The sequence below is a fragment of the Actinoplanes sp. NPDC051851 genome (genome assembly GCF_040681165.1).
Classification (GTDB): domain Bacteria; phylum Actinomycetota; class Actinomycetes; order Mycobacteriales; family Micromonosporaceae; genus Actinoplanes.
Genome location: NZ_JBFAYF010000097.1, coordinates 1 through 23,071, shown reverse-complemented (window position 1 = coordinate 23,071; position 23,071 = coordinate 1). Strand labels below are relative to the sequence as shown.

The 23,071-nt window shown below is 71.4% G+C and carries 18 protein-coding genes and 1 pseudogene; 7 read left to right on the top strand and 12 right to left on the bottom strand.

The features are described from left to right. Positions 1-129: 129 nt before the first annotated feature. On the bottom strand, positions 130-2,226 hold the full coding sequence (locus AB0M08_RS44390) for an MFS transporter (protein WP_364507421.1): 2,097 nt from the start codon (positions 2,224-2,226) through the stop codon (positions 130-132). Beyond that, a complete protein-coding gene (locus AB0M08_RS44385) occupies positions 2,223-2,645 on the bottom strand; it encodes a hypothetical protein (protein ID WP_364507418.1) in 423 nt (140 codons plus the stop codon). Before AB0M08_RS44385 ends, AB0M08_RS44390 begins: the two co-directional genes overlap by 4 nt. Before the next feature lie 290 nt (positions 2,646-2,935). On the opposite strand from AB0M08_RS44385, the gene AB0M08_RS44380 reads away from it, so the two are divergent. Then, on the top strand, positions 2,936-3,679 hold the full coding sequence (locus AB0M08_RS44380; RefSeq protein ID WP_364507415.1) for a hypothetical protein: 744 nt from the start codon (positions 2,936-2,938) through the stop codon (positions 3,677-3,679). Between the two features lie 150 nt (positions 3,680-3,829). Here AB0M08_RS44380 and AB0M08_RS44375 read toward each other — a convergent pair whose 3' ends face one another. The 3 genes and pseudogenes from AB0M08_RS44375 to AB0M08_RS44365 form a co-directional block, all read right to left on the bottom strand. Then, positions 3,830-4,441 carry a hypothetical protein gene (locus tag AB0M08_RS44375; protein WP_364507412.1) on the bottom strand — a complete coding sequence of 204 codons (612 nt, stop codon included), beginning with the start codon at positions 4,439-4,441 and terminating at the stop codon, positions 3,830-3,832. A gap of 108 nt (positions 4,442-4,549) precedes the next feature. After that, positions 4,550-5,051: pseudogene (locus AB0M08_RS44370) on the bottom strand (aldehyde dehydrogenase family protein); the annotation flags it as partial. Positions 5,052-5,284: 233 nt separating this feature from the next. After that, positions 5,285-6,178, bottom strand: coding sequence for a hypothetical protein (locus tag AB0M08_RS44365; RefSeq protein WP_364507410.1), 894 nt, complete (start codon positions 6,176-6,178; stop codon positions 5,285-5,287). 207 nt (positions 6,179-6,385) lie between these two features. Between AB0M08_RS44365 and AB0M08_RS44360 the strand changes: the two genes are divergently transcribed. After that, the gene (locus AB0M08_RS44360) at positions 6,386-7,372 is read left to right on the top strand and encodes a DUF1963 domain-containing protein (RefSeq protein WP_364507407.1); all 987 of its coding nucleotides are present in this window, start codon (positions 6,386-6,388) and stop codon (positions 7,370-7,372) included. Positions 7,373-7,861: 489 nt separating this feature from the next. On the opposite strand, the gene AB0M08_RS44355 is transcribed toward AB0M08_RS44360, so the two are convergent. The 7 genes from AB0M08_RS44355 to AB0M08_RS44325 form a co-directional block, all read right to left on the bottom strand. Further along, a complete protein-coding gene (locus tag AB0M08_RS44355) occupies positions 7,862-9,796 on the bottom strand; it encodes a protein kinase (RefSeq protein ID WP_364507405.1) in 1,935 nt (644 codons plus the stop codon). 343 nt (positions 9,797-10,139) lie between these two features. Beyond that, complete coding sequence (locus AB0M08_RS44350; protein ID WP_364507402.1) at positions 10,140-11,534, bottom strand: pectate lyase; 1,395 nt, start codon at positions 11,532-11,534, stop codon at positions 10,140-10,142. A gap of 21 nt (positions 11,535-11,555) precedes the next feature. Then, on the bottom strand, positions 11,556-12,599 hold the full coding sequence (locus AB0M08_RS44345; protein ID WP_364507399.1) for a Gfo/Idh/MocA family oxidoreductase: 1,044 nt from the start codon (positions 12,597-12,599) through the stop codon (positions 11,556-11,558). Then, positions 12,599-14,113 carry a mannitol dehydrogenase family protein gene (locus tag AB0M08_RS44340; RefSeq protein WP_364507397.1) on the bottom strand — a complete coding sequence of 505 codons (1,515 nt, stop codon included), beginning with the start codon at positions 14,111-14,113 and terminating at the stop codon, positions 12,599-12,601. The genes AB0M08_RS44345 and AB0M08_RS44340 overlap by 1 nt, the downstream gene beginning before the upstream one ends. Further along, complete coding sequence (locus AB0M08_RS44335; protein WP_364507395.1) at positions 14,104-15,375, bottom strand: enolase C-terminal domain-like protein; 1,272 nt, start codon at positions 15,373-15,375, stop codon at positions 14,104-14,106. Before AB0M08_RS44335 ends, AB0M08_RS44340 begins: the two co-directional genes overlap by 10 nt. Beyond that, entirely contained in the window at positions 15,372-16,781 is a 1,410-nt protein-coding gene (gene uxaC / locus AB0M08_RS44330) for a glucuronate isomerase (protein WP_364507393.1), read from the bottom strand. The genes AB0M08_RS44335 and uxaC overlap by 4 nt, the downstream gene beginning before the upstream one ends. Beyond that, entirely contained in the window at positions 16,778-18,031 is a 1,254-nt protein-coding gene (locus tag AB0M08_RS44325; protein ID WP_364507390.1) for a Gfo/Idh/MocA family oxidoreductase, read from the bottom strand. The genes uxaC and AB0M08_RS44325 overlap by 4 nt, the downstream gene beginning before the upstream one ends. A gap of 227 nt (positions 18,032-18,258) precedes the next feature. Between AB0M08_RS44325 and AB0M08_RS44320 the strand changes: the two genes are divergently transcribed. From AB0M08_RS44320 to AB0M08_RS44300, 5 genes are read left to right on the top strand one after another with little or no spacing between them, the layout of a single operon-like run. Further along, on the top strand, positions 18,259-19,281 hold the full coding sequence (locus AB0M08_RS44320) for a LacI family DNA-binding transcriptional regulator (protein ID WP_364507387.1): 1,023 nt from the start codon (positions 18,259-18,261) through the stop codon (positions 19,279-19,281). 9 nt (positions 19,282-19,290) lie between these two features. Further along, positions 19,291-20,580 (top strand): extracellular solute-binding protein, encoded by a 1,290-nt coding sequence (locus AB0M08_RS44315; protein WP_364507384.1) that lies wholly within the window; start codon positions 19,291-19,293, stop codon positions 20,578-20,580. Positions 20,581-20,585: 5 nt separating this feature from the next. Beyond that, entirely contained in the window at positions 20,586-21,560 is a 975-nt protein-coding gene (locus AB0M08_RS44310) for a sugar ABC transporter permease (RefSeq protein WP_364507424.1), read from the top strand. Next, entirely contained in the window at positions 21,560-22,396 is an 837-nt protein-coding gene (locus AB0M08_RS44305) for a carbohydrate ABC transporter permease (RefSeq protein WP_364507382.1), read from the top strand. Before AB0M08_RS44310 ends, AB0M08_RS44305 begins: the two co-directional genes overlap by 1 nt. Further along, entirely contained in the window at positions 22,393-23,013 is a 621-nt protein-coding gene (locus AB0M08_RS44300) for a hypothetical protein (RefSeq protein WP_364507379.1), read from the top strand. The genes AB0M08_RS44305 and AB0M08_RS44300 overlap by 4 nt, the downstream gene beginning before the upstream one ends. The last annotated feature ends 58 nt before the right edge of the window (positions 23,014-23,071 follow it).

The window sequence follows — 23,071 nt, the reverse complement described above, 5'->3', positions numbered from 1 at the left end:
TAACACCTCCACGGGCCCCCCGCGCAGTTCACACCCCCTTGGGCTGTGTCGTGGTTGGGTTCTTGTGTTCGGGGGTGCCTCACGTCGTGAGGCACCCCGGAACACCAGCCCGTCGGGGAACCGGATCGGTCAGGCGGGAGCGGTCTCGGCGGCGCGCTCCTCGACGGCCACCCGGATGCGCTCCAGCTGGACCTTGCCCTTGACGCCGGTGACCGCGCGCACCTTGTACTGAGTGAGCTTGCCGGTCGAGCGCAGGTGCTCGATCAGCTGCTCGCCGTAGACGTCGAGGACCTCCTCGTCACTCGGTCCCCGGCCACCCTGGGCACGCGGCAGCAGGTGCTGGTACGGCTGGTCGGCACCGGCGTTCGGCTGCCCGCTCAGTGCGAGCAGGTAGTCCCCGATGAAGTCGCGGATGGTCGCCTCGTCGAGGCGGGGCATGCTCGGCGCGAGCACCGCGGCCAGCTCCCGGGCGTCCCGGACGTCGCCCTGCAGCAGCTCCTCGTTGAGCGCCTCGGACACCTGCTGCAGCGCCTCCATCCAGACCTCCGAGCCGACCCGCGCGGCGGCCGGCTGCGGCAGCAGGTCCCGCCACGGGTACGCGGCCTCGCCCGGCTCGCCGTTCATCTCGCGCACGTAGTCGATGACGAACGCCCGGACCACGCCCTCGCCGAGCCCGCTGACCCGCGGCGCCAGGTTGCGGGCGAGCTCGCCGACCCGCTGGTACGTCATGTCCGGCAGGTTCTCCGGGGTGATCTCGTCGGCCACCATCCGGGCCAGCCCCTCGACCGCGAGCCGCCACCACGGCGAGCCCACCACGTTGACCGCCGGGCGCGACCCGGTCGGCGTGGTCGCCCAGGCGGGCGGCGGTGCGGCCGGGCCACGGCCGTTGGCCCCGTTGCCGTTCGTGCCGTTGTTCGCGAGGACCGAGGCGACCGCGTACGCCGTCGACGGGTCGACCGCCGGAACCGGGGGCACCGGAACCGGCCGGGGCGGCACGGTCATCCCGGGCGCGGCGGCCGCGACGGGCCGCGACGGAACCGGAGCACCCGGCGGGAGCGGGGTGCCCTCCTGGGGCGGGAGCGGGGTGCCCGCCTGGGGCGGGAGCGGGACCGGAATGGTCGGGAGAGCGCCCGTGATCGAGCCGAGCACCGCGGGGACGGCACCCGGGACGGCGGTCGGGTCACCCGGAACCGGGGCGCCGGGGATCGCCGACAGATCGCCGGGCAGCACCCCGTTCTCCCCGTGCCTGCGCGGTGCGGGGACTCCGGTCGTACCCGGAACGGTGGTGAGGGTGTTTTCGGGGGTGGGCGAGACGAACTGGAGCGGCTGCACCGGACGGGCCTGCGCGGGCACCTGCCCGGGCTCGGCGGTGACCGGCTCGGCGGGCGCCGCGGCCTCCAGCGGGAGGACCGGCACCGGCCGGGGCGCGCTGCCCGGGATGAGCAGGTCCATCACCCGCTGGATCCGGGCGAGCTGCTGCACCACCTCGGCCACCACCGGCTCGTTCGCGGTACGCGCGTCCTTGAGTAGCCGGTTCCGCCACCACGACTTCGGCCAGCGCGCCGAGCTGACCCGGTGGTGGTTGACCACCATCCGCCGGACCTGCCGCTCGGACGCCATCCGGACCAGGTCGGGGTCGTCGTCCGGGATCAGCCAGCCCCAGCGTTCGGCGAGACGGCGCGGGCTGTACGCGAACCGGCCCCGGCGGACCCGCTGACCCGCCGCGGTGAGCGCCGCCCACCACATCAGGAAGATCACGCAGGGCACGGCGAGACGCAGCAGGCGCTCGGTGTTGGTCTGCGCGTTGCTCGCCACGATGATGCCGGAGACGCCGGCGATCAGCGCGGCGATCCAGAGCATCGGGCCGGGGTGACCCGGGGAGGCGATGGTGCCGTCCGGCTCGTAGACGGTGGTCCGCCGGTACTGCTCCGCCGCGAGGGACGTCGCCGTGAGGAAGCAGATCTCGAAGACCGCGAAGACGAGGACCGCGAAGAGCTTCGGCAGGTGCAGCTGACCGGTGGCGATCACCCACATGCCCTCGGCGTTGAGCAGCAGCGCCAGGTTCATGCTGAACGACAGCGCGATCGGCCGCAGCGGCTTCTTCGACTTCTTGGCCCAGACCGCCAGGCTGATCAGCGCGACCACGCCGAGCACACCGCCGGCCAGCAGCACGAGTGCGGCGTAGTCCGACCAGAAGTTGTTTATCAGGTCGTTGAACTGCTTCATCCGGGGAGGCCCTTCGTGGAATCCGGGGGAAGGAAGGCGTCGAGGGCGGCCGCGACGAGCGCGGATCGGTTGCCGGAGCCGTACCGGCGGGCGAGTTGGTCGATGACGGCGAGGTTGGCGCGGTTAGGCCGGATCGAGACCTGCACCCGGTCCTCCCGGTGCTGCCGCCGCCCGGACCGCTGCACCACGAACAGACCGTCGAGCGGCGCCTCCGCCCGTCCGCCGCCGAGCAACTCGGCCAGACGGGCGTGCGTGGCGTTCAACGCGTCGAAGACGATCTGTGTGTGCGAGCGGCCGGTCTCCGCCGCGTGCGCCCGGAGCCGTGACCGCAGGGTCACCGAGAGATAGACGACCACGCTGCCACCGCTGGTGGCACTGATCGTGCGCGCACTGCCCGGCACCGCCGTCCCCCCTGACAAGATCCGGCTCCGCCGGCACGCGGAGCATTCTCGCTGGCGCGGATTTCTACCACGTAACCCACCCCCCACGCGAAAGCCACACACGTCCGTCACACCATCGCAACCGCTCTCCCTCCGCGACCGCCGTGCTATCACTCATTGCTATCCGACCGCGATCGCTGCGTGACACCCCTGTCCCCCCGCCGGCGGTCCCTCTCCCGGCCGGCTCTCACGGGTGTATCCGCGGGCCTGATACCGCCCCGGGCGCCGGCCGGATGGCCCGGGTGGCGGGCGCGGGGCAGAATCGGGACGTGCGGTTATATCTGGCCGAAGGCGTCGCGGAGACCGTCGTGGGGCGGCGTCCGCCGTCCGCCCCGTTCGCCTGCGACCACCTGGTGCTGGGCTCGCTCGTGCTGGTCCGGCCGCGGGAGACCCTGCTCGGCCAGCAGCGGATCACCTACGCCGTCCCCCGTACGGCGGGGTGGCGCCTCCTCGGCCGCACGCCCGGCGACTACCGCGTCCTCACCCACCGGGACGACCGCGCCGACCTGCGCCGCGCCGCCGACGCCGCCGTGATGATCCTCGATCGCTGGCCACTGCTCCGCGACTACCTGCCGATGGACGAGCCGAGCGCGACCCTGGCCGCCGCCCTCTGGAGCCTCACCGGCGTCCTCACCGACCGGCACGAGGTCCGCCTCTCCCACGCCCGGCTCACCGACATCGACCCGGCCGTCCCGCGCGGCAGCCGTATCCACGCCGAGCTGACCGACCGGGCCGACCAGGCCCGCCTCCACCTGCGCCGCCTGGACACCTCGGTCGCGCACCGGATCCGCCACCTCACCCGGATGGCGGACGAAACCGAGGCTTTCGTACGCCAGGAGCAGGCGATCTCCGGCGCCCGCGCCCTGCTCCGCGACACCACCCACCTGCTCGACGACCCCGCCGCGCTCTCCCCCGCACTCCCGCCACCGCCCACCGACGACGCCGCCGACCTGGCCGACCACACCTCCGCGGTGATGTCCGCCTACCGCGACCTGAGCGGCACCGCGACCTGAGCCGCACCACGACCTGAGCCAGACGGCAGGCAGAACCGCGGGTGCTACTCCGGGGGTGTGTTTCGCCGTGAGTGACCTGCGCGACGAACTCCGAGGTGATCTTCGATCGACGAGCGGCGGCGCGGCCGCCCACTCCCGAAGAGACGCACCCTACTCCGGCTCCCCGCTGACCGCCCGCCGCCGCTTCTCGACGAAGCCGGACCAGTCCGGGTCGGCGACCCTGGTCTCCGGGCGGTAGTAGTCGATCGCGCCGCTCCGGGTCATCTGGATCGTCACCGCGATCAGCCCGGCCAGGAGCACCACCCCCGGAAAGCCGATGATCAGCACGTACGAGTGGGCCAGCGGGAACTCGCCGAGCCCCACCTGCGCGTCGCCGGCCCGGGACAGGTCCGGGAACGGCGTCTCGCTCGGCGCGGCGCTCCGCCCCAGCGGCCCGCCCATCAGCCCACAGACCAGCCCCAGCAGGGTCACCCCGGCGAAGGTGAGCGTGGCCGTCCGCGCCCACCGGAACGGCCGCCGGATCAGCACCGCCAGCAGGAGCGCACCGACCGCGATCGCGCCGAACACGGCGATCTGGAGGACGAGATCGCCGCGCAGGCCCTCGACGTCGTCCGCCACCACCGCGGCCTGACCGACCGCGGCATACGCGTCCGCGAGCTGTTCCACCCGCCACCAGGCTGCCAGCGCGATCGCCAGCATCGGCACCGCCACCACCGCGCAGCCGACCAGCAGCCTCGAACCCCGCCGCACCGCGTGCGGCACCGTCTCTCCGTCCACAGTGATCCCCCGATCCCCCGTCGTGCGGGCGAGCATAGACGATCACCGACGGGGAGATCACGGAGAATACGGCGAACGCTCCCTGCGCTCCGCTCAGAACCCCTGGTGGGGATGCCGGTGCTCGACCGGCGGCACGAACGTCTCCTTGATCGTGCGCGGGGACGTCCAGCGGACCAGGTTGTGCCAGGAGCCCGCCTTGTCGTTGGTGCCCGACGCGCGCCCACCGCCGAACGGCTGCTGCCCGACGACCGCCCCGGTCGGCTTGTCGTCGTAGTACATGTTCCCCGCCGTGAAACGCAGCCGCCGCGACAGTGCTTCGAGGGCACCCCGGTCCTGCGCGAAGACCGCCCCGGTCAGGGCGTAGGGGCTCGCCGAGTCCACCAGGCCGGCCACGGCGTCGAGGTCGTCGTAGACGTGGACGGCGAGGATCGGCCCGAAATACTCCGTGGTGAACACCTCGTCCGTCGGATCCGCGCACTCGATCACGGTCGGCCGCACGAAATATCCCCGACTCATCATCGCAGGTACCCCCGGCCAGCACCGTGCACGAGGGCGCGGCCGCCGCCCGATCCAGCGCCGCGGCATGCCGGGCGAAAGGATGTCGCCGTCCAGGATCGCGTCCCGCAGTTGCTGATACGCCCGGTCCGCGGCGAACCCGCCCGGGTCCTGGGTGGCGGGTTGCAGGCTCTTGGGGAGTACCACGGCGGTCCTTCACGGTCACGGTCACGGCAGGGCTGACCCCGAAGTCTAGGTTGCCGCCCGGCCCCGTACGCGCGACGAGCCCGGCCGAGGACGGCCGGGCTCGTCACACAGGGTTCTTCTAGCGGGTCACTCGTTCAGCGTGCAGACCGACAGGCCCTCGGCGTTGAGGTCGGGCTTGTCGGCGGTACGGCCGATCGCCGTCTCGATCCGGTTGATCGTGGAGAGGCGCTTGTCGGCCAGCGGGCCGAGGATCGCGTTCTGGATGAAGTTCGCACCACCCTGACCGGCGGTCGAGGCGATCCGCGCGTTGGCCTCGTCGATCTGGGTCTCCAGCAGCGCCAGGTTCCGGGTGACCTCGTCCTGCGCCGACGCCGGGATGTCCACGTCGATCACGACGTCCGGGCAGTTCACGGTCGCGGTGCCGTCGTTGACGCCGGTGTTGCCCGCGTCGTCCGCGTCGTCCGCGTCGTCGCCGGCCTCCTCGGTCGGGTCCGCGGTGGCCTCGTCGCTCGCTTCCTCGCTCGGCTCGGCCGTCGCCGCGTCCGACTCGACCGCGGTCGGCTCCGGCGCCGCCTCGCCGCCGCCGTTCTCGTTCAGCGTGCAGGTGGCGAGCGTGTCGACGTCCAGGACGGGCTTCTCACCGCCCCGTCCGATCGAGATCACGATCCGGTCGATCGTGGAGGCGCGCTTGTCCTTCAGCGGCCCGAGGATCGCGTTCTGGATGAAGTTGTCGCCGCCCTCACCGACCGACGAGGCCAGCCGGTTGTTCGCCTCCTGGATCTGCGTGTTCAGCAGCGCCAGGTTCCGCTCCACCTCGTCCTGCGCCCGCGCGGGGATCGCCGGCAGTTCATCCGCCACGCTCGGGCAGTTCACGGTCGGCACCGCCGTGGTGGTCGCCGCCGACGCCACACCCAGACCCGCGCCCACCACCGCCACCGCCACGCCGGCGATGCCGACGACCCGCCAGCGCCGCACGTCCCAACCCTGGCCGTTGTTCCGGTTGCTCCGGTAGCGCTTCATGTGTGTCGCCTTCCTGTACGGACCGCGTTCTCATCCGGTCCATACGGGGAACGCTCCCATCACGGATCGATCTAAAGGAAAACTTAAGGATCAACAGGAAGCGCTCTTAAGGACCTGTTCCGGGCACCCCTCCACTCGGCATCCGCCCCCGCTTCCACCCACCGAAGATGAGGTGGATCACTGTTCGTTGTGCCAGACTCGGCCAGCATGAGTCCCCCCACCGAGGGCCGGCACGCCTCGAGTGAGCGCCCCACCCCCAGCCGCCACACCGCCGGCGACCACCAAACCCCCGAGCACCCCACCCCACATCGCCACGCTTCCGCCGACCACGCCGCCTCTCATCGCCACGCCTCACCCGACCACCCCACAGCGGCTCGGCACGACGGCTCGGCCGACCGCCCCACGACGACCCGGCACGGCTCGGCCGACCAGGTCTCGGCGCGGCGGCACGTCTCCGAGGCCGGCAGCGTGGCGAGCCTGCCCGCCGAGGTCCGCGCGCTCGTCCGCACCCGGCTTCCCGTCGAGGCCGCGACCGCCTACCTGGAGATGTCCCGCCCGTCGATAGCGCTGGAACGCCCCGCCCGGCGCGCCGCCGTCCGCGCCACCGCCGGCACGATCGGCGGCGACCCCGGAACCGTCCCCTTCGACTGGCCGTACTACCGCTCCCAGCCCATGCTCCTGCTGGCCCGCCTCGACTGCTCCCACCTGGCCCCACTGCTCGGCCGGCACTGGCCCTTCCCCGACCACGGCTGGCTGCTCTTCTTCCACGACGACGGTTTCACCGCCCCGTACTTCGGCGACCACGGCGACGACGGCTGCCACGTGATGCACCTCCCGGCCGGCACCGGCGCCCCAGCCCTGGCCACGCTCCCTCCCCTCCCGTTGACCGCCACCCCGCTGGCCGCCCTCCCCGACTGGCAGTCCGGCGTGGACGAGGAACTCGACATTCCACCCACCGACATGATCAACCTCTGGGAGGACCTGTCCCCCTACCTCACCGCCCCACGGCACCGCCTCTTCGGCTACCCCGACACCCAGGCCACCCCTCCCACGGGTCACGTCCCCCTGCTCCAGGTGAGCCCCGAAGCCGGCACCCAGTGGGGCACCGTCTCCGGCGTCACGTTCTGGATCCCCCCGACCGCCCTCTCCAGCAGCGACTTCTCCACCGTCCGCCGCTCCTACGAGCTCACCTGATCCCCGTCCTCGTCCCCACTACTCCGCGCCGCCGTCCCCACTGCGCCGTAGCACCGTCCCCACACTCCCGCGCCGCTGTCCCCCTGCGCCGCACCGCCGTCCCCGCTGCCCCGCGCCGCCGTCCCTCGCTGTCGCCCGCACCGGCATCTCCTCGCCGCCCATCCCTCACCGGCACGCCCCTCGGACAGCCGCGTCTACTGGATGAGCGTTCTGCGCGTGCCGCTGTGCATGCCGGAAACGCTATCGGCGCCAGGCAGCCGTGTCGGCAGTACGGGATTCACCCTCGCCACTCACCCTGGCGTCACCTCGACGACTCACCCTGGCGCTACTGCCCGGGACTGCCCGGGAAACGGTGTAAACGGCACCGCATCGATCGCGGAGTGCCAGGTCGACGCCTTCCGCGCACCGCCGTCACGGCGATCGGTGGACAGTCCCCCGACTGACGAGCAGAGCGCGGAGGCACATCTGAGTGCCGGCCGAGGGCGGGGATCAGGACGGGGTGACGGTGATCTCGGCGAACGTGACCGTGGACTGTGGGGAGGTGGCGGACGTGGGGTCCAGTCCGAGGATCACCTGGCCGGTCGGTGGGGTCGGCAGGGCGTGCGGGTGGGACAGGACCTGGGTGTGGTCCAGGGTGATCGTCAGGTCGGTGGCGGTGGCGTGGATCGCCAGATGGTGCCAGGTGTTCGCGGGGAGGCGGCCGGAGAGGGCGTCGGAGGCCAGCGCGCGGGCGTGGTCGGCGTGTTCGGTGGTCAGGGAGAGGTGGGCGGAGCAGAGGGAGATCCGGTACGCGTCGTCGGCGGCGGTGTGGAGCCAGACGGCCGCGCAGGCGCTGGAGCTGTCGAGGCTGACCTCGGCCTCGATCGACTGGCTTCCGGTGCCCAGGACGGCCGGGCAGGTGAAGGCCTGCGGATCGGTCGACAGCACCCGCAACGGACCGTCGAGAGTGCACCGGCCGCGCTTGCCACCGCGGCTGGCCGGGGCCTCACCCGCGTCCTCACGGCCGGCGATCGCGGAGGAGAGCAGCGACGACGGGGTGACCGCGGGCTGCGCCTGGAGCAGGTTGTCGACCAGGGGGTCGGCAAGCACCCCGGTGCCGCAGGCGAGCACCAGGGCCGCCGCCACGGCGAACGCGCGGAACCCCCGGCCCCGGCGGCCCGCCACCGGGGCGCCCGCCGGAGCTGTGGCCGAAACCGCGGCCGGGGCCACCACCGGAGCTGTGGCCGATGCGTCCGCCGGAACTGCGGCGAGAGCCCCTACCGAGGCGGTCGCCCGCTGAACGGACGACGGCACCCCGGGAGAAAACGGGGCAATCTCCACAGAGGACGGGTGGACGGGGGACACAGCGGAGGCAGCAGCGGACACGCCGGGGAAAGCCGCCGCGGGGAAAGCGGGTGAGGAGGACGGGGCGGAGGAAGCGGGCGAGGAGGAAGGAGCGGTCGAGGAGGACGAGGTCGCGGAGAGCGGGTAGGCCGGAGACGAGAGAGTCGGGGGAGGCGAAGTCTGGGGCAACGGGAACGGTGCGGTGTGCTGGAGGGCGGCGGCCGCGCGGCGGACCTCGGGGCGTTCGGCCAGGCCCGCGCGGACCCGGGAGTCGCCGGCGGCGCCGGCCTTCAGGAGACGGTCGAGCAGTTCGTGGGCGGACGGGCGGGCGGACGGATCGGGGCACAGCGCCGAGGCGACCAGGCCGCGCAACGAGCGGGGCAGCTCGGAGAGGTCGGGGTCGGGCAGCGGGACGCCGGCCGCGGCGGCGACCATGGTCTCCACCGTGTGTGGCGGGCGGCCGGTGGCGGCGTAGGTGACGACGGCGCCCCACGCGAAGATGTCGGTGGCCGGGCCGACCGCGGCGGCCGACTCGGCGTCGAAGCGTTCCGGGCCCATGTATGCCACCGTCCCGAGCACGTGGCCCGGGAGGATGTGGTGATCGGTGGTGTCGAGGCCCTTCGCGATACCGAAATCGATCACCTTCGGGGCGCCCAGGGCGAAGAGCACGTTGGACGGTGTCAGGTCGCGGTGGACGACGCCCGCCTCGTGGATGGCGACCAGGGCGGTGGCCACCCCGATGGCGATGCTGTAGAGGTTACCGTCGGTGAGCACGCCACGGTCGCGGACCACCTCCTGCAGGCTCGGCCCCTCGACCAGCTCGGCCACCAGGTACGGCGTCTCATGCTCCGGATCCGCGTCGAGGATCTCCGCGGTGCAGAACGGTGGCACCTGGCGGGCGCGCTGGACCTCGCCACGGAAGCGGGCCCGGAACTCCGGATCGGACGAGTAGCCGGGCTTGACGATCTTCACCGCTACCCGGCGGCCGCTCTCGCTCTGTCCGAGAAAGACCGAACCCATGCCGCCCTCGCCGAGACGCTCCAGAAGTCGGTACGCACCGATCTGCCTGGGGTCTTCCGCGCGGAGCGGACTCGTTTTCACGGGCGTGCCCTATCACTGTGCGTCGTCGGGTGGCCGGTTCGTACCGTACACAGGACTACCGTCGCCGACGAGAGCGGAGAAGATCGAATAAGCGTGACGATCAATCCGGCTGTTGACGAGCGACTAGCATAACAGGGCGGAATCCCCCAGATGGGAGGCGGCGCGACGGCACCGGAGCCACGGCACCGTGTCGATCACAACATTTCGATAAACGGAGATCACGGCATTTCTGGGGTGTATTCGCTAATGCCGGAATCTGGAAAGAACATTACCCGGGGTGATGACCAGCGGCCGCGCTGCACCCCGAGGGGAGAGCGCGGCCGCGGACGTACCGTAAAGATCTCTAGAGGCAGAGCTTGCCGGCTCCGGCACTGGAGTCGACGACGGACGGGACGGACGCGGTGGGGGTGAGCGCACCGGGCCGCAGCGTCGGCGCCCAGCCGGCGTCGGTGCCCAGGTCCGGGTCGTAGGTCGCGTTGTACTCGCCGACCAGCGAGGTCGCGGCGACCTTGCCGGTGCCGATCCTGGTCAGGGTGCCGATCTCGGTCACCGCGGTGCCGCCCCAGTTGTAGACGAACGCGTCCAGCGGGATGTCGGCGCTACGCAGGAAGAAGTTGTTCTCCGCGTAGATGGCCGAGTAGACGCCGGCGCCCCAGGAGTACGAGTACGTGTCCTCGTCCGTGGCGTAGTAGTAGTTGTCGTAGACGTCCACCTGCCCGAATCGGACACGCGGTGCCCGCTGGCCCACGTTGGCCAACTTGTTGTGGTGGAGGGTGACCCGCAGGTGGCCGACGTCCGCGCCGACCGTGTTGGTCGAGCCGATCAGCATCGTCTTGTCGTGCTCCTGGAAGACGTTGTAGCTTAACGTCACCAGGTCGGACGCCCGGATCACGTCCCACGCACCGTCATGCACCTGGTACGGCCGCCCGAAGTAGAGCGGCTGGTCGGCGTCGACGTTGTTCCCGTCACTGAACGTGTTGTGGTCGCCCCAGACGTGGGTCGACGCACCGGTCAGCGTGACCAGGTCGTAGTTCGAGTTCCAGTTGCCGGCCGAGCCGTCGGTCGGGTCCCACGCCGGGAAGCAGTCGGCGGCGTCCTCGAGGCGCAGGTTCCGCACGATCACGTTGTCGGCGCCCGAGATCAGCAGGTTCCCGCCGACGATCCGGGCGTTGCTGAGTCCGAAAATGGTCGTGTTCGAGTAGACCTTGAGCTGCACCCGGGCGGCCTGGTTCTTCGCCGAACGGGCCCGGGCGTCCTCGAGATCCCCGCTCGGCTTGGCCGCCGTGCCCCAGACCGCGGGATCGTAGGCGGCGAGGTACGCGTCCAGCGAGTAGGCCGGGTCGGCGTAGTCGGCGCAGGTCAGCGGAGCGTCGTCGTCGTCGGTGTTGGCCTTGATCGTACCGGCGACGAGGACGATGCGCGGCGCGGTGTCGGTGCCGTCGCCGAGCGCGGCGGCCAGCTCGGCCCGGGTCCGGACCACGAAGACGTGATCGTCGGCGGCGGTGGAGCCACCCGTGGTCCCGGTGCCGTCCGCTGCCCAGCCGTCGTTCGCGGGGAGCACCGCCCGGGCCGCGGCGGGCACGGCGGAGGAAGCGGCGACGGCGGAGGCGGCGGCGAGGCCCGGTGAACCGGCGAGGCCCTGCTGGAGGGCGGCGGGGATGGCGGCGGAGGCGGGGACGGAGGAGACGCCGGCGAGGAGGAGGCCGAACGTCACCGCGAGAGCGGTTCTTCTGGGCATTCTTACTCCAGAAAGATGGATTTATAGGGACAGGTGGAGCGGGGTCCGAGCCCAGGGGACGCCGAGCTCGGAGGGAAGCCGGCCGGTCGATGCCACCTGCCGGACCAGCTCGTCGATGCCGGGGACGGCGTTGCCCTCCCCGGAGGGGTGCGGCGTGAGGAACTCCGCGGGAATCGGGTACGGCGGCGCGGAGGCCACGATCGCCTCCGCAACGGCGGTGAACGGCCTGGTCAACGCGAGGGGAACGATCAGCGGCTCCCCCGAGATCAGGTTCTCGAGAAGATCCACCCTGCCCGGCATCTCCGAGAAATCGGATTCCCCGGGAAGCCGCAGCCGGTCCGTCGGATACTCCGACACCGCCCCCTCCACGGTGATCTCGCCGGCGATGAAGACGGCGGAGGCCAGGGAGACGGCGACCGTCACCGTGCGGCCGTCGGTACCGGTCGCGCGGAGGAACGTGTTGTCGTCGGTCTGGATGTCGCGTGACCGATAACGTTCCAGCTCCACGGTCACCGGGTCCAGGTCCGCGACCACCAGCGCCTGCATCAGCGCGTGCGCGAACGGGTTGACCAGGGCGCCGTCGAAGGACGCCTGCCGGCCGGCCCACGGCGCGCGCTTGTAGTAGGTGTCCGGCCGCCACCACGCCCCGGCCGCCGAGACCGGGCCCGACCTCCCCACGAGGTAGGGCAGAGCGGGCGACGCCAGCGCCTGGAACCCCACCTGACAGGCCCGCCCCGCATCGCGGACCGCCGCGGCCAGCACGTCGTGCTCGGCGAGCGAGGTGACCGGCGGCTTCTCCAGAAGCAGGTCGGCACCGGCCGCGAGACAGTCCAGCGCGATGGGCAGATGTGTGTGCGGCGGCGTGCAGATGATCACAAGCTCTGGCCGTACGGTGGAGAGAAGTTGGGTGTGATCTTCGAAGAACGGAATGCCGGGCTCGTGGTCGACCGGGTTCCGGTCGCAGTATCCGGCGATCTCCAGCCTGCCGAGATCGGCGAGTCTGCGCAGGTTGCGGCGGTGTGAGAGCCCGTGCCCGCCCGCACCGATCAACGCGACGCGCTTCATCAGCCCACCTCCCGGATCACGGCCGCGGCACCGTGCCGGGCCAGTTCGCTCGACCACCGGACCAGCTCCACCCGCAGTTCCGCGTCCTCGGCGAGATCCCACGACGAGGCCGGGCCCGGCAGGGCGAGACCCGGCGAAGCGGGACCCGGCGAAGCGGGACCCGGCGAAGCGGGACCCGGCGAAGCGGGACCCGGCGACGAGGAGGGCGGTGCCACGATCGGGAGCAGCGCGGACACCACGCCCGCCGGCGACGAAGGGGCGGCGGCGAGCGCCGAACGGATCCGTGGCGCGAGCGGATCGTCGAGCGGCAGCGCCGACCCGTCGTCCGCGAGACCGCGCGCGAACCGCATCCACGCCGCCAGCACCAGCACCGCCCGGGTGGGCATCGCGCCGGCCCGCCGCCGGTCGGCGATCGTGCCGAGCAGCCGGTGCGGCAGCTTCTGGGTGCCGTCCATCGCCACCTGCCGGGTACGGTGCCCCAGCTCCCGATTGGCGAAGCGACCGAGAACGGTCTCGCCATAACCGGTCACCGTGACTCCCGGCGGAGGCTGGACCGTCGGCGCGACGTCCTCGGCGAGGAGGGTCCGGAGGAACCCGCCCATCCCCGGCAGGTCCAGCGCCTCCGCGATCATCTCGCACCCGGCGAGGGCACCGAGGTACGCGCAGGCCGAGTGCACCGCGTTGAGCGCCCGCAGCTTCAGCGTCTCCCACGGCGTGACGTCGTCCGTCAGGATCGCCCCGGCCGCGCCCCAGTCCGGCCGCCCGCCCGGGAACCGGTCCTCGATCACCCACTGGTGGAACGGCTCGGCCACCACCGGCACCCGATCCGCCGCACCGAGTGCCCGCGCCGCCCGCGCGACGTGGTCCCCGCTGGTCGCGGGCACGATCCGGTCGACCATGGTGGACGGGAACGCCACCTCCCGGGGCAGCGCGCCACCCGCCACGTCGAGGGCCTGCTCGACGACCGCCCGGACCCGCGGCCCGTTCCCCTGCAGGTTGTCGCAGCACAGGATGGTGAGCGGCGCCGTCCGTTTCATCAGCCCCCGGGCGAGCAGCGCCGGGATGCTGCGCGGCGCGGCGTCCCCGGTCAGCTCGCCGGGCGAGAACCGGTAGGCCTTCTCGGTCACCGTCAACGTGACGATCCGGATGGACGGGTCGGCGATCGCCGCGACCACCCCGTACGGATCCCCGGCGGCGTGACCGAGACCGGACAGAATGCCCACCGCCCGCGCGTGATCCGGCCCGCCGCCCACGGTGAGCACGCTGTAGAGCAGGTTCTGTTCGCGCAGCCGGTCGACGACGTCCCGGGAGCGCGGCGCGACCCCGATGATCCCCCAGTCGCCGCCCGACGCCGCGACCGCCGTCTCGGTGTAGACGGCCTGGTGAGCGCGGTGGAACGCGCCGAGCCCGAGGTGCAGGACACCGGGCCGGACGTCGCCGGGCCGGACCGCGGGCCGGTTCTCCGGGGCGAGATCCGCGAGGGCGGCGAGCCCGAGCCGGGTGGTCACCGCCATGCCGGCCCGTCCGGGAACCGGAACCCGGCGACCGAGCCCGGCATCATCTCGACGCTGTAGCCGGGCTTGGTGGGCAGCCGGTAGCGGCCGTTCACCACGGTCACCGGGTCGGTGAAGTGCTCGTGCAGGTGGTCGACGTACTCGATCATCCGGCCGTCGAGCGAGCGCCCGACCCGCAGGTAGTCGAAGATCGCCAGGTGCTGGACGTACTCGCAGAGTCCGACGCCACCGGCGTGCGGGCAGACCGGCACCCCGAACTTCGCGGCCATCAGCAGGATGGCGAGCACCTCGGGGATCCCGGCGACCCGGCAGGAGTCCACCTGGCAGACGCCGATCGCCTTCGCCTGCAGCAGTTGCTTGAAGATCACCCGGTTCGCGGCGACCTCGCCGGTGGCGACCCGGACCGGCGCGACGGCCGCGGCGATCCGCGCGTGCCCGAGAACGTCGTCCGCGTGGGTGGGCTCCTCGATCCAATAGGGGTCGAAGACTCCGAGCCTCTTCATGAAGGAGATCGCCCGGTCCACGTCCCAGGCCTGGTTGGCGTCCATCATCAGCAGCGCGCCCTCCGGCAGCTCGCTGCGGATGATCCCGGCACGCCGGACGTCGTCCTCGATGGGGCCGCCGACCTTCATCTTCACCGCGGTCCAGCCCTGGCCGACCGCGTCCCGGGTCAGCGCGCGGACCTTCTCGTCCGGGTAGCCGAGCCACCCCACGCTGGTCGTGTACGCCGGGAACCCGTCCCGGTCCAGGTCGGCGAGGCGCTCGGCGTACCCGACCGCGCCCTTCTCCAGCAGGTCGAACGCCTCGGCCGGGGTGATCGCGTCGGTGATGTGCCGGAAGTCCACCGACTCGACCAGCTCGGCGGCGCTCATCTCGGCGAGGTACCGCCACATCGGCTTCCCGGCGATCCGGGCGCGCAGGTCCCAGACCGCGTTGATCAGCGCGCCGGACGCCATCGCGATGACGCCCTTCTCCGGCCCGATCCAGCGCAGCTGCGGGTCGGCGACGATCTCCCGGTACTCCACCTCGTGCGGCGTACGGCCGACGACGTGGTGTGCGAGCGCCCGGACCGCCGCGCAGGTGATCTCGTTGCCCTGGCCGTTCGTGAAGGTCAGCCCGGTCCCGGTGACACCCGCATCGGTGTGCAGCTCGACGTAGGTGGCCGAGTAGTCGCCCCGGTTCACCGCGTCCGACCCGTCCCCCTCGGCGGAGGTGGGGAACCGGACGTCGTGCACCTCCACCCCGGTGATCACCGCGCTCATAGCCGGAACACCCGCTTCGGCAGGTGGTACGCCAGATCCGCGATCGTCTCGGCCGCCTCGTCGGCCGGCAGCCGGCCCTCGGCGACCAGCCGGGCGAGGTACCCGGCGTCGATCCGGCGGGCCACGTCGTGCCGGGCCGGGATCGAGCAGAACGCCCGGGTGTCGTCGACGAACCCGGCGGTGTTGTAGAAGCCGGCCGACTCGGTGACCGTCTCACGGAACCGGCGCAGACCCTCCGGACTGTCCAGGAACCACCAGGGCGCGCCGAGGTAGAGCGCGGCGTAGCCACCGGCGAGCGGGGCCAGCTCCCGGGTGAACGCGGTCTCGTCGAGGGTGTAGAGCACGATCCGCAGGCGGGGGTCGTCGCCGTAGAGGTCGAGCAGCGGCTGGAGGGCGCGCACGTACTCGGTGGCGGACGGGATGTCGCCGCCCACGTCCCGGCCGTGCCGGGCGTGCAGCGCGCGGTTGTGGTTGCGGACCGAACCCGGGTGCAGCTGCATCACCAGGCCGTCGTCGAGGGACATCTTCGCGAACTCGACCAGCATGTGCGCCCGGAACGCCTCGGCGTCGGCCGCGTCGGCGCCGCCGCCGAGTCCCTTGCGGTACAGCACCGCGGCGTCCGCGTCGGAGAGGCTCAGGGTGGCCGCGGTCGGGTGCCCGTGGTCGGAGCTGGTGGCGCCGGCCGCGACGAAGAGCTCCCGGCGGGCACGCAGCGCGGCCAGGAAGCCCGGGTACGTGCCGACGTCCTGCCCGGTCAGCTCGCCGAGCGCGGCGACCCGGCCGGCCCAGCCCACCCACTCCATGTCGACCAGGTTGTCCGGCCGGAACGTGGTGATCACCCGGCCACCGGGGCCGCCCCAGCCGTCCGCGGCCAGCTTGGCGTGCGTGGAGAGGTCGTCGATCGGGCTCTCGGTGGTGGCCAGCACCTCGATGTTGAACCGGGTGAAGAGGGCGCGCGGCCGATACTCGGGCTGGGTCAATTTATCCGATAAATCATCGTAGATTTCGTCGGCCGTAGCGTCGGACAGCTTCTCGGTGATCGAGAAGACCTCGTCGAGGACCTTCTCGGTCCAGAGCCGTGACGGTGTGCCGCGGAACAGGTGCCAGTGCGACGCGAGCAGGCGCCAGATCTCCCGGCCGTCGGTCTCCACCTCGCTGCCGTCCAGCGACGGCACTCCGAGACGGGACTGCGGGATGCCCTGGCTCGCCAGCATCCGGGTGACGTAGTGGTCGGGCACCACGAAGAGGCGGGCCGGGTCCGGGAACGGCTCGTCGTTCGCGAGCAGGGCCGGGTCGACGTGGCCGTGTGGGCTGATCAGCGGCAGGTCACGGGCGTGCGTGTACAGCTCGCGCGCGATCTGCCGCTGGGTGGCCTCGGCCGGGAACAGGTGGTCTTCGACAGTCACACGATCTCCTCGAGATCCAAAAGATCCTTTACGCGTACGGCCTGGCCCGAGGCGAGTGACTCGTTCGCGGCCAGTCCGGTGAGCAGGGCACGGGCGCCGTCCCGCGCGTCCGCCGTGCGCCCGAGCGGGTCGGGCGGCGCGTCCGGGCGGATCAGGTCGGCGAGCATCCGGTCGTCGGCATCGGCGTGCCCCCGCCGGGACGACCCGCCGACCGGGATCTCCCGGGGCGGTGCCCAGAAGGGCCGCAACAGCAACCGGGTGGACCCCGGCGCGCCGGGCGCCACGTGGTCGTTCTTCACCACTTCCAGTTCGAGGCGCCCCCTACTGCCGTTGACCATCACCCGGTAGCCCTCCCACGGGGCGTACGCGGTGAGGTGGTAGCTCATCGAGGCGCCACCGGCGTACCTGACCAGCACGGCCATGTCGTCCTCGATGGTCACGCCGGGCGCGAAGACGTTGCGGTCGCGCAGGTAGCCGTCGTGCCGCTCGGTCTCCAGGTAGAGCTCGCGCAACCGGGGCTCGTCGGCCGGCCGGAGCGCGAACGGGTCGCCCTCGGCGGCGGGTGCGCCGTGGGCGCGGTCGTAGTCGCGGGCGTACCCGTGCCGGCGCCCGTTCTCGCCGTAGAAGAAGAGCCGGCCCGCGGCGAAGACCTGCGACGGACTGTCGTCGAGCCACCAGTTGACCAGGTCGAAGTGGTGGCCGGCCTTGTGCACGAGGAGTCCACCCGAGTTCTCCTTCTCGCGGTGCCAGCGGCGGAAGTAGTCGGCGCCGTGGCGTACGTCGAGAAGCCATTCGACGTGGACCGAGCCGACCTCGCCGATCTCCCCGCCCGCGATGATCGTCTTCACGGCTTCGTGGAGCGGGTGGTACCGGTAGTTGAAGGCAACCCTTGCTTTCTGTCCAGTTTTTTCGCTGGAAATCAGGATTTGCCGCGCGGAGGCTGCGTCCACCGCCATCGGCTTCTCGGTGACCGCATCGCACCCCGCCTCCATGGCGGCGACCACGTAGTCCGCGTGATAGCGGTCCACCGTGGTCACCAGCACGACGTCGACGCGCTCACGCCTCAGCATGCCGGCGACGTCGGCTGCCGGATAGATCGGGACATCGACACCGTGGGCCGCCGCGCGTGCCGGGTTGGTGTCGGCCAGAGCGACCAGTCGCGCCACATCCGCGTGGTCCTCGGTCAGCGCCCTGATGAACATCCCGGCCCGGGCGCCGGCACCGACGAGGGCGTACCGGCGAAGCGCCATCTTCCCCCGCCTCCATTCGGCAAACGTTTGCAACAGATTAGGAGCAAGACCACGACAGAAGTCAATGGAAGGCGCGTTTTGCCCCACTATGCCGCATCAGAGGAGCCTGCGGGAAACATGATCGACATCGAAGGGCGTTGACACGTCAGCAACCGTTTGCATTAATGGCTGTCACCAGAGAGAGCCGGATCACACTCCGTCACTTCCAACCATCGCCGGGAGGCACCGTGGCCGTGACCATCCGGGACGTCGCCAAGGCGTCCGGAGTGCACATCTCCACGGTGTCGCGCACCTTCTCGGCGCCGCATCTGGTCAACCCCGAGACACGCACGCGGGTGCTGGCCACCGCGGAACAACTGGGCTACCGCCCGAACCGGGCGGCCCGGGCGCTCATCACCGGGCGTACCCACAACATCGGCCTGATCGTGGCCGACATCGCCAACCCGTTCTTCCCGCCCATGATCAAGGCGGCCGAGACCCACGCCCGGCGGCGCGACTACCACGTCTTCGTCGCCGACACCGACGAGGACCCGGTCGCCGAGACCGAACTCGTCCGGGCTCTCGCCAAACAGGTCGACGGGATTCTGCTCTGCAGTCCCCGGATGAGCGACGACCAGATAGAACAACTGCGCCGCGAGGTGCCTCTGGTCGTGGTGAACCGCCTGATCACCGGGCTTCCGGCGGTGGTGATGGACGTCGGCCAGGGCGCGCGCTCGGCCGTCGCCCATCTCGTCGGCCTGGGCCACCGCCACCTCGTCTACCTGTCCGGTCCGCGCGGTTCGTGGACCAACCGGGAGATCCGCCGCGCCGCCGGGGCAGCCGCCCGGGCGGACGGGGCGGAACTCACCGTCCTCGGCCCGCACCAGCCGGTCTCCTCGGCCGGCGCGGACGCGGCCGAGACGGTGCTCGCCACCGGCGCCACCGCGGTGCTCGCCTACAACGACCTGATGGCCATCGGCCTGCTCCAGTCGTTGCAGGACCGCGGCGTCGCCGTACCCGAACGGGTCAGTGTCGTCGGCTTCGACGACATCGCGACCAGCGCGCTGGTCCGCCCCACCCTCACCACCGTGGCGAACCCGACCGCCGCCGCCGGGCGCGCCGCCGTCGACATGCTGCTCCAGCAGGGCGACGACGGCTCCACCGGGCAGGTCACGCTCCGGACCGATCTGGTCATCCGTAACTCCACCGGGCCCGGGCCGTACGCCCCGGCCGGGGCGACCGCGCAGGTCGCCGCATACGCCAAGGAGTGACCCATCCCCATGCACGACGCCCTTCATTCCCGCCGCCGTTTCCTCTACCTGTCGGCCGGGGCCCTCGCCGTTCCGCTCGGGCTCAGCGCCTGCGGTGACGACGACTCCGCCGACGGCAAGACCGAGCTCAGCTTCTTCTGGTGGGGCGGCGACGCCCGCGCCAAGCTCACCGAGCAGGCGCTCGCGCTCTACACCCAGAAGCACCCGGACGTCACGTTCAAGACCACGTGGCAGGCGAACCAGGGCTACTTCGACAAGCTGGCCACGCTCACGGCCGGCGACGACGCCCCGGACATCTTCCAGATCGACGACAACTACCTGGCCGAGTACGCGACCCGCAAGGTCACCCTCGACCTGACCTCCTACAAGGACGCCGGCACGCTCGACCTGTCGAAGTTCCCCGAGGGCCTCTGGAAGTACGGCGTCGTCGACACCGCGCTCGCCGGCATGGCGATGGGCGAGAACACCCAGGGCCTGGTCTTCAACAAGACCAAGCTGGAGGCGGCCAAGCAGCCGCTGCCCACCACCGGGATGAGCTGGGACGAGTTCGTCGCCTGGGCGAAGACCGCCGGGGCCGCCACCAAGATCCCGGGGACCATGGACCCGAGCGCCGACTACAAGGCGCTCTGGGTGTGGCTGCGGCAGAACGGCAAGGAGCTCTACAACGGCAACCAGCTCGGCTTCACCGCCGCGGACGTGCAGAAGTGGTTCGAGTTCTGGAAGGCGGCCCGCGACGCCGGCGCCACCCCGACCGCGGACGTGATCCACGAGGGCAACGCCACCGACATCACCAAGCAGACCGTGGTGACCGGCAAGGCGCTCACCTCCTGGGTCTGGGCGAACCAGATGCCGGACATCCAGAAGAACACCAAGGACGAGCTGGGCGTGGTGGCGTACCCGGGTGACCCGGCCGCGCAGTGGGCCCGCGCCTCGATGTACTTCTCGGTCTTCCGCGGCAGCAAGCACAAGGACACCGCGGTCGACGTGCTCAACTTCCTGGCGAACGACCCGGAGGCCGGCAAGATCCTCGGCACCGACCGGGGCCTGCCGTCCAACACGGACATCCGGTCCCAGGTCGCGGCGACCACCACCGACACCGCGATGAAGGCGTCGATCGCCCTCGAGGACGAGCTGGTCAAGAAGTTCGGCACCGCGCCGAACGTGCCGCCGAAGGGCCACAGCGTGGTCGCCAAGACCGAGCTGGTCAAGGCCGCCGAGTCGGTCCAGTTCGGTACCGCCAGCCCGGCCGACGCCGCCACGGCGTTCTTCACCGCCGCGCAGGCCGCGGTCGCCGGGTGAGCAACGTGGCAGTCGGCACCAGGCCGCCCGCACATCGGCCGCAGTCCGGTCCCGCCGCTCACCAGCGGCGGGGCCGGCCCGCCCGGCACCGGGACGACGGGCGGGCCGGATACGTCTTCCTCTCCCCCTGGCTGCTCGGGCTCGCGTTCGTCACCGCGGTCCCGATGCTGATGTCGCTGTACCTCAGCTTCACCAACTACGACATCCTCAGCTCCTGGTCCGAGATCGAATGGGTCGGGCTCGGCAACTACCGCAAGATGTTCACCGCCGACCCGGCGTACTGGCACGCGGTCAAGGTGACGCTGATGTTCGCGCTGGTCGCCACCCCGCTGAAGCTGGGCGCCGCGCTCGGTGTGGCGCTGCTGCTGAACAAGCCGTTCCGCGGTTCCGGTGTGCTCCGCGGCCTCTTCTACCTGCCGTCGCTGCTCGGCGGCAGCGTCGCGGTGGCGATGATCTGGCGCGCCATCTTCGACCGGTCCGGCGCGCTCAACGCGTTCCTCGGCTGGTTCGGCATCGAGGGCAAGGCCTGGGTCAACGACCCGTCGACCGCGCTCGGCACCCTGATCCTGCTCGCCGTCTGGCAGTTCGGCGCCCCGATGGTGATCTTCCTGGCCGGCCTCAAGCAGGTGCCGGGAGAGCTCTACGAGGCGGCCGAGGTGGACGGTGCGGGCACCATCCGCAAGTTCCTCAGCGTCACGCTGCCGATGCTCTCCCCGGTCATCTTCTTCAACCTGGTCCTCGAGACCATCCACGGCTTCCAGGGCTTCACCTCGGCGTTCGTCCTCTCCGGCGGCACCGGCGGCCCGGTCGACTCGACCCTGATGTACACGCTCCAGCTGTACCTCAAGGGCTTCGCGAACTTCGAGATGGGCTACGCCTCCGCGATGGCCTGGGTCTTCCTGCTCACCATCGGCCTGATCACCGTGGTGCTCTTCCGCACCGGCCGGTTCTGGGTCCACTACTCGGACGGAGAAGACTGATGACCCTCCGCAGATACGCGCGGCCGGTCACCCTGGTGCTGCTCACCGCGCTCGTGCTCTACCCGCTGGCGTGGATGCTCGGCAGCTCGTTCAAGTCGCCCGAGGAGATCCTGAACAACGTCTCGATCTGGCCGGACGTCCTCACCCCCGGCAACTACACCGAGGGCTGGAGCCACTTCGACGTCGCGTTCGGACGGTTCTTCCTGAACAGCTTCATGGTCGCGGTGCTGACCGTGCTGGCGAACTGCACGTCGTGCCTGCTCGCCGCGTACGCCTTCGCCCGCCTGCGCTTCCGGCTGCGCGGCCTCTGGTTCGGCCTGATGATCGGGACGCTGCTGCTGCCCAGCCACGTCCTGATCGTCCCGCAGTTCGTGATGTTCAAGGCGTTCGGCTGGGTCGGCGGGCCGTGGCCGTACCTGCCGCTGATCGTGCCGCACCTGCTCGCCACCGACGCGTTCTTCGTCTTCCTGATGGTCCAGTTCATGCGCGGCATCCCCCGCGACCTCGACGACGCCGCCAAGATCGACGGTTGCAGCCCCTACAACATCTTCCGGTACGTGATCCTTCCGCTGAGTCGTCCCGCTCTGGTCTCCACGGCGATCTTCTCCTTCATCTGGACGTGGAACGACTTCTTCCGCCAACTGGTCTACCTCTCCGACCTGGAGAAGTACACCGCCCCCGTGGCGCTGACCCTCTTCATCGACTCCACCGGCCAGTCCGCGGTCGGCCCGATGTTCGCCATGTCCGTGCTCTCCCTGGCCCCGGTCTTCCTCTTCTTCGTGGCCTTCCAGCGCCTCCTGGTCGAGGGCATCAACACCTCCGGCCTCAAGGGATGACCGTGTCCGCCCCGCACGACAGCCCGCGCTGGCCCGAGGAGGAGACCCCCCTCGCCCGGCCCGACTGGCGCGAACGCCTGGCCCTCGCCGCCGACCTCGCCCTGATCGGTTTCGCGGTGACGTTCTTCGCGCTGCCGGTGCTCACCGCCCCGGCAGCGCTGGCCACCGGCTCCACCGCGGTCCACCACCGCTACCGCAACGGCCGCTTCCCCGACTGGGGCCCGCTGCTGCGCCAGTACCGCCGGGCGATCCTCCCCGGCCTCCCGGTGCTGCTGGCCGCCGCCCTGCTGGCCATCGACCTGACCGCCGTCCGCGGCGGCTGGGTCCCCGGCGGCCCCCTCCTGCTCACCATCACCACCCTGGCAACCCTCTGGCTCTCCGGCCTCGCGACGCTGACCCTGGTCACGCTCGGCCGCGATCCCGCCCTCCCCTGGCGGGCGGCGGCCCGCTGGTCCTGGGACCGGCCCCGCGCCACCGCCGCCCTCGCCGCGACCACCCTGTTCGCCCTCTTCCTGGCGCTGGCCGTCCCGGTGACGACCCCCCTGGTGATCGGCTTCCACCTGTTCGCCGCCCACGTACTCGCCGATCGCCTGGCCCCCGCCCCTCTCACCCTGTGACGGTCGGGGCGGTGGGTGGGCATGCAGGGCGGTGAAGCGTCTATGCCCTGCATGCCCA